The organism is Pseudomonas sp. NBRC 100443, assembly GCF_030268185.1.
Lineage (GTDB): Bacteria > Pseudomonadota > Gammaproteobacteria > Pseudomonadales > Pseudomonadaceae > Pseudomonas > Pseudomonas citronellolis.
Window position 1 is genome coordinate 153630 of the sequence record NZ_BSQE01000018.1, and the last position, 10372, is coordinate 164001.

A 10372-nucleotide genomic window follows, 5' to 3' on the forward strand; every position below is an offset into this window, starting at 1 on the left:
CTGTCGCGACCTGCTGGCAGTCTGGCGTCATCCAATAGTCACGGGATGACTGCTATGCCAATCCCACCCGCACCCTTCACCCTCACCTGCGCGTGCTGCTCTTGGAAAAAGACCATTTTTCACCAGAGCGATGTGCTGGCACTGGAACGCGATTGGTTCATCACCTGCCCCAACTGCCATAGCCCTTCGCTTGAACGTCGCGGCGCTAATCATAAGGAAATTCTCAGGACGCGCTTGGAGCAATTCCTCAGTATCAATAAGCAGTGATCCTGCCCAAGAGCAAGCGACACAACTTGTCGCCCCTTCAAGCAAATCTATCGAGGATCCACCAAAGGAGCTTCCAATGAAAAATCTGTTTGCCGCAATCGGCCTCATTGTAGTGCTGAAGAAAGGGTACGAGCTGTACTGCGAATACAACGAACTGAAACGTGAGAAAGAGGCTCGTCAGTCTCCTTCCATGTGAATGAGCATCTTCAGTCCTCCCATAGCCGGCATAAAGCTATAACGCCCCGCTGAGTGGGACCCGGTCTGATTTCACAGGCAAGAGCTGGCACAATGCCACTCAAGCCGCTAGCATCGGCACTGACTTGACGCCAGAACGTTGGCGATAAGTCGCATTTCAGCACAAGGTAGTCTTCATGTCCCAAGCGAAGGATACGCTGCTCAGGCTATTCGCATTATTGCGACTGATACCCACCGAGCCTCGGCGCATCGCAACACCAACCCTTCTCGAAAAGCTCCGCGATAAAGGCTTTTCCGTAACTCTGCGTTCCATCCAGCGCGACCTGAACCGGCTGTCTGTTCCCTTCTCCTTACAGTGTGACGATAGCGAAACCCCATTCCGCTGGAGTTTCACACGAGACGCACCACTGAAGTTGGAAGACATGGATGCTCCCACCGCGCTTGCCTTGTACCTGTCGGAAAGCCATCTGAACACCTTGTTGCCCCAGACGGTGCTGGATCAACTGAGTCCGCAGTTCCGGCGGGCCCGAAACTTCCTTGGCAGCCTGGGCAATAATGGCCTGGCGGATTGGGCTAGGCGTGTTCGGGCAATTCCCTACGGGAAAACCCTGCTACCCGCAGTGATTGCTCCGACGGTATGGGATCAGGTTTCCACCGCCCTCCTGGAGCGCAAGCAGCTGGATGTTGCATACCAAAGCCGAAGCAAAGGTGAGCTCAAGCGGCTGCGCCTACATCCAACAGGCCTCGTGTCACGACACGCCGTCAGCTATCTGCTGGCGTCTGTCGATGGATATAGCGACCTGCGCCAGTTTGCCCTGCATCGCATCCGCGAGGTTCGAGTGCTGGATGAAGCGGCAGAGTCGCACGCCACATTCGACGTCGATGACTACATCGACACCGGGATTTTCAGCCATCGACAGGCCGAAACGCAGGTCGAACTGATCGCCGACGTACATCCACAGATTGCCGCCCTGCTCAGCGAGACGCCACTGAGCACCGTGCAGAGTCTGAGCGATCTGCCCAATCAGGCCTGGAAGAGGTTGCATGCCCAGGTTGCGCTGGACCGGGACACCCTATGGTGGATCTTCGGGCTCAACGACAACATCCGGGTCCACGCGCCGCAGGTCTGGGTCGATGAAATCCAACAGAAGCTAGGCAACTTGCGCACCTTTTATTCAGGGCCTGACTACTCGCCTCACGCGTGATAACGCGGTGGTGGACCTCCATATTTTGATGAAGGAAGCTCCATGGACAACGAACGTAAAAGGGCACTGAACAACTCAGTCAGCCTCTGTCCGATCTGGCCTACGCAGGCATCGGAAAAGATTGGCCACATGCTGACCGAGATCAGCCACGCAAACGTCATCATCGACAAGATTGCCGGAACGGCACAGAACAGCGCGATCAAAGGCGGGTTCGCGGCCGAGACCTGGCACGCCGAATCGTTCAACCTGGACGCCATCCTCAAGGACAAGGACGTCCGGGCCTTCACCGATAACTTTACCAATACCCCGCTCGCCAAGAACCATACAACCCATGACATCGTCGTGATGAAAGGCGATGAGCAGTTGCTCGGCGCGCAACTGAAATATTTCAAGAATGGCGATGCCACCCAAAAGGCCTTCAGGTCCACTAAGGATGGCATTCACCAGTACCGGGACAGCGATGCCTTTATCGGTCCCGCAGATCAGATCGAGCAGATCAAAGATGCCGCGAAACGCGACATGCTGCGCAACCAGCAAACCCGTCCAGAGGTGGCCAATGCCGCAGAAAAGGTACGTGAGAAGACTACGGCTAATCTCGACGTCGAGGGCGCCCAGTCGACACCGCTGAGCAAGCGGGACGCCGAACACCTGGGCAGTGGCAGCAAGACCGGCAAGGAACTGCATGAAAACATGCAGAACGGTTACCTGAACAAGGCGACTGTCCAGCAGAGCCTGCGCGCGGCGGGCTCGGCGGCGGTGATCACCACCGTCATCGCGGGCAGCATCAACACTTTCCAGTCGATCAAACGTGTACGGGACGGCGAGATCACGGCAGAACAAGCAACCTTGCTGATTTTGCAAAACACCGCCATCGCCGCCGGCGACAGTGCGCTGAAAGCGGGTGTCGCCACGGCGACGGTCAGCATCACGGCACGTAACCTGCCGACGCTGTTCGCAGGCTCTGCCTTCAAGCGCACCTTCGCCAACAGCGGCGTGGCGGCGGCGGCAGTGTGCGCGGTGGATGTGGTCCAGAACGTGGTGCTGTTCGCGGCGGGCAAGATCACCCGCGAAGAACTAGAAACCCGGGCCGGTCACAATCTGCTGCAATCCGGCGCCGCCGTCGTCGGCAGCTCAGTGGGCGCCGCGGTGGGTGCTCTTGGTGGTCCCATCGGCGCGCTGGTCGGCGGCATCATCGGCGGCCTAATTACCACGATGGCCATGAGCATCGCCATCGACAATCACATTGAGAAAAGCTTCCGTCTGACGCTGGAAGCCACCGAACACGTGGCGAGTAACGCCATGATCATGCACGACTCGCTGGAATACCTGCAGATGTCGCAGTCTTTCTATGCCGAGTTCCACAAGGGGCTGTATCTGTCCGAGCGACATTTCGCCGGCCAGGTCAAGACCATGGCAGCCCAAAGCACACAGTTGAAGAACCTGATCGATAATCTTTAAGGCGTATTTTCAATGAGCGAAACGGTCGAAGCAGCACCCCAGGAAATCTTCCAACAGCCGCTGGATGCCTCGGAGCAGGAGGCGGTTGAGGCCCTCGTCGCCCACCACCGGAACAACGCCGCGCAGACCCAGCAACTGGCGGTGGATGCCTCGCGGCTGATCACCTGCAGCGAAGAGCGCCTGAAGCAACAAGCCGAAAGCGGATTCTTCAAGCGGTTTGCCAGTGCGTTTACTGGCAAGAGTCGTCAGAACCAGTTGCAGAACCAGGTCGACGCGCTGCACATGCAGAAATTCGCCTGGCACTACCTCAAGCAACTGCAACAGCAGAACCTGATCAACGCCCAGAGTATTGCGGTGATCCGCAACAACCTGGGCACGATGAACGAATACATCATCGAAACCCGCGAATTCCTCTTCCAGGCGGTCGACAAGATCAACCGTCGTCTGATCCGGGTCGAGAACAACACCAGTTTTCACCAATGGTCGTTGAATATCGAAGCGAACAAGCGCCGCTTCAAGTCGATGCCCAAGGCGCTACTGGTGCTCAACCTCGCGTATGACTTCATGCGCAGCCATCCCGGTGTCGCGCTGACTGCGCAAGACATCAACCACCTCATCGTCACGCTGGAAAAGCTGGACGTGGACTGCGACGAAGAAGTCGAGCTGCTGAGCTTCATCATTGACTTGATCGACCAAATCGAAGCCACCAGCATCGAACGCTATCGCGCCGTCATCGAGCTGTCGTTCGAGGAGCATGTCGCCGACTCCTACTTCATCCAGAAAAACATCTCAGGCTTGGCATTCAACTCGCTGTATTACCTCTCCGACGAGTATGACCGCATCATCGACATGATCTCGGACGGTGAAGTCTGTGATAGTGACGAAAAACGCGAACGAATTATTTCCAGATTCTTTGGCAAGGCGTTTTCCGGTCTTTACACCCAGTACAGGATGCGCGACCTGATTGAGGAGATCATCGGCGGCAGCCTGCTGACTCTGGAAATATACAAGGATCAGCACGGCCTGAACGCGCTGCCCGACGAGGCCATAGAAGACGCCCACGCCGAAACGGTGGCGCTGGTGTCGTCGCTGCCGGACATCAATGCCCACTCCTTCTTCGACACCACGGATGACCGCGAAGCCCGACACAATTATCTGTTGCTGTTCGCCCTGTGCATCGAGAACTCAGGGTTATTAAACAGGCAGGGCCGAGAGTTTCTCGAGCTGCTGGCGCACAAGGCTGAATGCCCGCAGGTGCCGGGTGAAATCGCAACGCTGGCGGACAATCCTCGCAAGGCGCAGGACTACCTTCCGATCTTGCAGGATCTGCTCAAGAGCGATGACGAAACCTACACTTGGTTGCTCGACGCGTTCTACCTGCTGACGCTATGCCAGAAAGCCATCGAAGGGCCGCATGTGCTGCGCATACTGAACGCGCTGAAGCCCACACAGTTCAAGGAGCAGTTCCCCCGCGTGCTGGCGGTGCTCACCGAGCAGGACGAGGAAAACGTACTCGCTGCAGCCGAGAAGTTGCAGCAGCAAACTCACGGCTGGAAGAACATCGTGCGCTATCGCGAGTTGCGCTTCGAAAAAGCGTTCGCCGATATGAGTACCCAATTGGGCAAGATCAGCTTTGAAGCCGTGCATCTTTCGCTCGATCTGACAAAGGCGACCATGAAAGCCTCGGATTATTCGTACTTTATGGAAGCTTGGGATGACTCGTTCCTGAGCAAGGTCAGCAGTAAAGTGGGCGGCACGGCGTATACGATTGGCCGCAGCTCCTGCCTCTCCTCGCTTAACGAGATGCGCAAGAAGATCAGTGAACTCATCTCTGGGCATTCAAGCACGCTGAATCAGGGCAATCGCGTGCTGACGCGATGGGGCCTGCCCTCAATTACGTTCAAGGACGAGTCCGGCTATGCCGATTTCGAGCTGGATAATTCCGCCACGAACGAGGATTGGTACGACCAGTTCAGTCACTTCGAACGCCAGTTGGACGACACACTCACTTCCTTCTCCGAAGCCTGCACCGATGTTGCCAACCAGCTCGACCTGTTCGCGGAAGGTCGATTCGACGAGTCAGTGGTTGAACGCAAAGAAAAACAGCGCGCCGAACGGCTCGACCAGCAACAGCAGGAAAAATTGGCCAAACAGTCGGTCGTTATCGAAAAGGACGGCCATGATCATCTGTTCAGTATTGAGTGGCGCCAGGTAGAGCACCCGCCCTGTGATCCCGAGAAGATTCAGCACATCAAGACCGATGGCACCACCTGGCTGATAGTTGACAACGACGACCGGCTCTATCGGAGCCTCGACCGTGAGCACTGGCACACTGTGCGTCTCAGAGCTTCCGAAGACTCACCGCGCATCAGCAAATTGGATATTGTGAGCGGCATGTGGATCGCCATGGCGGGCTATAGCGAAGGCTTTTATTACTCCCACGATGCGCAAAACTGGAAACAGAGCCACTTCCCGGACGTGCCTGGCTACGAATTCACCCGCACCGAAGAAGTCTGCTACTTCAACGGCCTCTGGCTCTGGCGCTTCAAGGAGAGCAAGGAATACTCCTACACTGAAAAGGGCCTGATCTTCGATTCGACCAAGACCGGCAACTACGACAAGATAGCCGTCTTCTGCACTGCGAACCTCGACAATCAGTGGCAGCGCTGGGAAGACACACCGAGCCTTCCGGAAGGCGTCGTGGTGGAGAGCCTCCAGTCATTACCGAACGGAAACACGCTGCTCGCGTTCTGTAAGTACGATTGGCTCTACAAAACGTGGAAAAAGAAGAACAACGCATCCTCCTTCGTCAGCTACTTTATTGCCGGAAAAGGCTGGCGAACCTGCACTTGGGCCAGCGAAGACGATAACTACGATGCACCGCTCATCACACGTATGGGCCTAAAGCTGTTGTGCTTCTACTCGGACCACGTCATGACGTCAGAAAAAAATGGCTACGAGTGGAAGCTTCAATCCAAGGACATCCGCATCAATACCTGCGCCCATTTGCAGGATATGAGCCTATTTTCGACACGCTGGGGCCGCGAAACGCTCTACGTAAGCCAGACAGGGGAATCCTTTGCGGAGTTGGTGCTCGAAGAAGGTACCTGGAAACACATCGCCGCTAACGAGCAAGGCACCCTGAGTGTCTACTCGCCGAACAAGCATGAAACCTTCCTGCGAAGTGGCAACTACATCTGCCAGCCGAAAGCGTAAAGCGGATCTGGTGCCAGAAGTGGGCAGAGTGTAGGTCATAGCCTGTAAAGCATCGTCTTTGCAGGCTATGGTCGCCCCCTAGGATGCGGCCGATGCCAACGCCCCCGCCGCATAAGCTATTGCTATTCAAGCACTAGCAGATACCTCGCCACAGCTCATCAGACTCGACAACAGCTATGAATCGGCCAGCAGTAAATCCGTCAGGGAACAATGAGCCCCGCCCCTCCTCCTCATCAAACTGATCCACCGACCGGAGGAGTTGCTTCTCGTCCCGCAGAATTACCTCCAGTGCCTCACGAGATACCACTCTGAACCCATCGACTGATTGCCCATCGAGCTCAATGGAGGTATCGACGATCCAGGCTCGCAAATCCGACTCGGGATGCTGACCGTGGTAGCCCAACCTGAAGCGCAAATCATGATCAGCCGCCAACGCCTTTGCCACAGCGACACGCTTGCGACGCAGCTGCCAGGCAGCCTTACGCAAAGTATTAGTGCGATGCAGCCAGACCTCATGTTTGGTCGAGCGGATATACCCAGACTTGACCTCCATAAGTAGCAGCACACCATCCCGCTGGCAGATCAAATCCACCTCGCCGGCGTCGCCCTCTTCTGCAATAGGCGGCAGATACCCCACTTCAACGGCAAAGCCCCGTTGCCGAAGGCTCTCGGCTAGGGCCAGCTCCACACGCCGGGTTTCTACCTGTGCATCGGCTCTACGGGCATTCACACGGCGCAGGTTATTGATCGCTGCCGTCAGGTTGTTTTGTTGCGCGCCGACCCAGGGAAACTGAAAGCTGTAGCGGCCAACTTTGTAGAAGGGTTGTTCGTACAAGCGCGGTGTAGGCATACCCGGCTGCTGCTTCAGTTGCTGAGATAGCGCCTTGAGATCACTGGTCCAGAACTTGAGAATTGCCTTGGCTGAATCGGCGCTGCCTAGCGGATGCTCCTCGCTGACCGTCCAGCCTTTGATCCTGCGGATCTTTTCTTCTTCTTCAGACCAAGTCATGGGGAACCTGTTCTCCCCTGACAGCAGGCCATCCATAGCCAAACGGCCAAGGGCATGCGCAAGCACGCCCGACTCGCGAAGATAGTCCTGGAATGGCTGGATGAACTGGCTCTGAAAGAAAACCGAAGTCAGCTCGCTCGCCAGCAACACGTGGTGAAGCTGAACCTGAGTGCCATCCTCGAGCGAGAGCCAATCACCCAGGCCATAGATCTGCTGCAATTGCAGCTCGCTGCGACACGCCTTGATATAGGCCAACTGATTCAGTTCATGGTTCTCAGGCGAACCGATGATTTGCCCAGCCATGCCGGAGCCAACGAATGCCTGCACCACGCGGTTCATCCAGTAGTGCCAAAGCAGGTCGCTCTTACGCCCGGTTCGCTGCCACCGCACAGCTCCCGCCTCCGACTGGTTATAGATAACCGACTCGCCAGGTTTCAGCTGATAATGGCACTCAGGATCGAAGCAAAACCAGTCAATCGAACCCTCGTAGTCGATCCGCTCTTGGGTGGCAGCAATCAGAACGGCTAGCCATTCGAGATTTTCACGACATCTGGCTGAATCAGCTGTGGGCGATGCGGGGAAAATAATCGGTGAAAGATGACGCTTCAGCGACTGCTCGAGCCGTGACTCGTTCAGGCGAAAATCCTCTTCCGGGCAGGCCCGGAGTTTCCTCAAGATAATGCGGTTGTATACCGTCCACTGCTGACCGGAACGGTCATCGGAAGCGTCATCGGAAAACGCCTGATAAGCCAGCACGCTGAGGTAGGAAAAAAACTCCAGCAGAGATAAGTGCTCAAGCTGTTTCTCAGCGTTGGCAATTAGCTCATCAAAGGGCTTGAGCTGATCAAGCAAACGGTCGCAAACACCGAAGAATACTTGCCACTCTTCCCCCGCGAGCTCCGCACGAAGCGCTAGCCAGAGCGGCGAAGCAGTACGCTCAAACAGCTTCGAGTAGCGAATCGCCCATCTGAGGGTGTCTGGGGCAAGGCTTGCCAACTTCAGCAGTTGCTCGACACTAATTGCAGTGTCGAAGTGCAGCACTCGACTGAGCGCAAGGCTTGCCAGTTCGGATCGAGCAACCGCATCCGTATCAAGCCAAAAACCAGCTGATGCCAAGCCTATCGCGCGATCAATCGCAGAGAGCTTTTTACCTGCAGGCCGTTGGTCCAGGAAATGATGCAGGCATTCGTCAAGAGCACGCCCTGCATCGAATTCAGGCCGATTCCTTTCATAAACCGACTGATAATGCTGCCGGCATCGCTCCCCTTTCTCGGTCATCCCACAGCACTCACACCATCCTTAGGTTCCTGGCCAGAGCCTAAACCACCGACTGGCCGGGACTCCATAGGCACCGTGCGAGCATCCGGCACGCTGGCAACCCATCGGATCAACAGCGCGAGCTTGGTCGGATTGAAGCCTGACGTTTCGCAGCATTGCACGGTTTCGCGTGGCTGGCGGACCAGACCTACTAGCGTTCAAGCGCCTGCTCAGAATCTGCCGCTGCCGGTTACCCTGGCAGGCTCCGCTCTGCTGGCCTCGGTGGCCCAGCGCCGGCTCGTCGAAGCCAAAGGCAGTGGTATTTCCCAGGTGATCGCGGCCCTGGAGCTGCTGGGCATGACCACGGTGATCGAGGTGTTTCTACCCCGACGCCTGGGCAACGCACCTGTCCTGGGGCGGCCTGTTCCCGTTGCTGATCGGCCGCGGCGCCTGGTCGCCAGAACGCCAGCTATAGACTCGTTAAGCAACTGGTCCAATACGAAAAAGAAAACCGGCCGAGGCCGGGTCCTTAAAGGGAAAATCCATCATTGTGGATGCTCAGCAGGAGATGGGGTTCAGACTGGTCAGCCGCAATGATGGCAGCCCGATAATGTCAAACTGACACAATCAGCACAATCCTCTACGTAATGGTGTAGCCCCCTTCAGTCCTCAAAACGGTCATTGGAAGTCCCCCTGGCCCTCAGGCTGAAGCTAACTCCCCGCGTGAGCTCTTGCTGCGACACCGCCCAGCGTGACTCCTCGAGCCAGCTCTTCGACGATCTCGGCGGCGGGAAGAATGCTGCAAATACGGCCCACCTGCTCGCCGGCATATAGCGCTGTAGCTTCGAGCAAGGCCGCGGGCAATTGGTCGACGAGTGGAACGGGCGAAAAGACGGGGAGGCCCGGTCTTTGGAAAATGGCAGCATGGGCCTTCATCGGCAGCAGCCTACGTGTGAACGACAGGCTCGAATTGAACCACCGCAGCCAGGCGGGAATGGAACCATCCGCCCGACACCAGCGATCGGTCGCCTTGTTGGGCACCACACGATGAACGTCCGGCCACCCCAATCCGAACAGCTCAGTGACAAGGGTATCCTGCGCTGCCAGCAGCCTCTGGCGATATGCCTCATGCGCGTTGCTCTCGGGCGTCAGCACAAAGCGTGTTCCCGAGCAGACGCCATGTGCCCCCAGACGAATAGCCCGCTCAGCATCCTCTGCCGTGTAAATACCTCCGGCCGCGAAAAGGGGGATGGTCGACGTCAGCGCAACGATTTCCGGCAGAACAGCATCGAGCCGCTGGGTTGCCCTGACATGGCCACCAGCCTCGACACCCTGCACAACCAACCCGTCGACCCCGGCATCGAGCGCCCTTTCCGCTTCCTGCCTCGACCCCACCTGCTGGAAGACGAAGACACCCTCGCGGCGAAGCTGCTGGATCAACGGTTTTCCATCCCCCCAGAACAGCGTGACCATCGGTACCTGCTGACGGATGACCACTTCGACATGCTTCACGCGCGTGTAGGGCAGCAGCAGGTTGACGCAGATCGGTTGCCCGGCCGCCTTCGCTCGGGTCTGCTCGATGGTTTGTTCCCAGACCGAGACATCATGCAGACCCAGCGTGCCGATTCCTCCTGCCGAACAAACCGCCCCGGCCAAAGCCGGCCCCGAGATGGACGTCATGCCGGCCTGCATCACGGGGTAACGGACTCCCAGCGACTCGAGTTTGCTCAATGGCGATGACCTGCCCGCTTCACCGATTGCGGAC

Annotated in this window: 5 protein-coding genes; 3 read left to right on the forward strand and 2 right to left on the reverse strand. The window is 57.1% G+C overall.

The window, feature by feature from the left end; all coding sequences use genetic code 11:
- The first annotated feature begins 638 nt into the window (after positions 1-638).
- Genes QSJ95_RS22715 through QSJ95_RS22725 form a run of 3 tightly spaced genes read left to right on the forward strand, consistent with a single transcriptional unit; the run spans position 639 to position 6341 of the window.
- Positions 639-1667, forward strand: coding sequence for a helix-turn-helix transcriptional regulator (locus QSJ95_RS22715; RefSeq protein ID WP_043317308.1), 1029 nt, complete (start codon positions 639-641; stop codon positions 1665-1667).
- A 42-nt stretch (positions 1668-1709) separates the two neighbouring features.
- A complete protein-coding gene (locus tag QSJ95_RS22720) occupies positions 1710-3125 on the forward strand; it encodes a hypothetical protein (protein WP_023082725.1) in 1416 nt (471 codons plus the stop codon).
- 12 nt (positions 3126-3137) lie between these two features.
- Positions 3138-6341, forward strand: a complete 3204-nt coding sequence (locus tag QSJ95_RS22725) for a hypothetical protein (RefSeq protein ID WP_238959434.1) — start codon at positions 3138-3140, stop codon at positions 6339-6341.
- 133 nt (positions 6342-6474) lie between these two features.
- On the opposite strand, the gene QSJ95_RS22730 is transcribed toward QSJ95_RS22725, so the two are convergent.
- Together QSJ95_RS22730 and QSJ95_RS22740 are read right to left on the reverse strand one after the other, a co-directional pair.
- Positions 6475-8628 (reverse strand): NERD domain-containing protein, encoded by a 2154-nt coding sequence (locus QSJ95_RS22730; protein WP_285645450.1) that lies wholly within the window; start codon positions 8626-8628, stop codon positions 6475-6477.
- Positions 8629-9318: 690 nt separating this feature from the next.
- A partial coding sequence (locus tag QSJ95_RS22740; RefSeq protein ID WP_285645452.1) for an NAD(P)H-dependent flavin oxidoreductase occupies positions 9319-10372 on the reverse strand: 1054 nt, incomplete at its 5' end.

What these genes read in the sequence shown, in the direction of transcription:
- QSJ95_RS22730 (WP_285645450.1), bottom strand. Translation starts at nt 8,628, where the DNA reads ATGACCGAGAAAGGGGAGCGATGCCGGCAGCATTATCAGTCGGTTTAT.
- QSJ95_RS22715 (WP_043317308.1), top strand. Translation starts at nt 639, where the DNA reads ATGTCCCAAGCGAAGGATACGCTGCTCAGGCTATTCGCATTATTGCGA.
- QSJ95_RS22725 (WP_238959434.1), top strand. Translation starts at nt 3,138, where the DNA reads ATGAGCGAAACGGTCGAAGCAGCACCCCAGGAAATCTTCCAACAGCCG.
- QSJ95_RS22720 (WP_023082725.1), top strand. Translation starts at nt 1,710, where the DNA reads ATGGACAACGAACGTAAAAGGGCACTGAACAACTCAGTCAGCCTCTGT.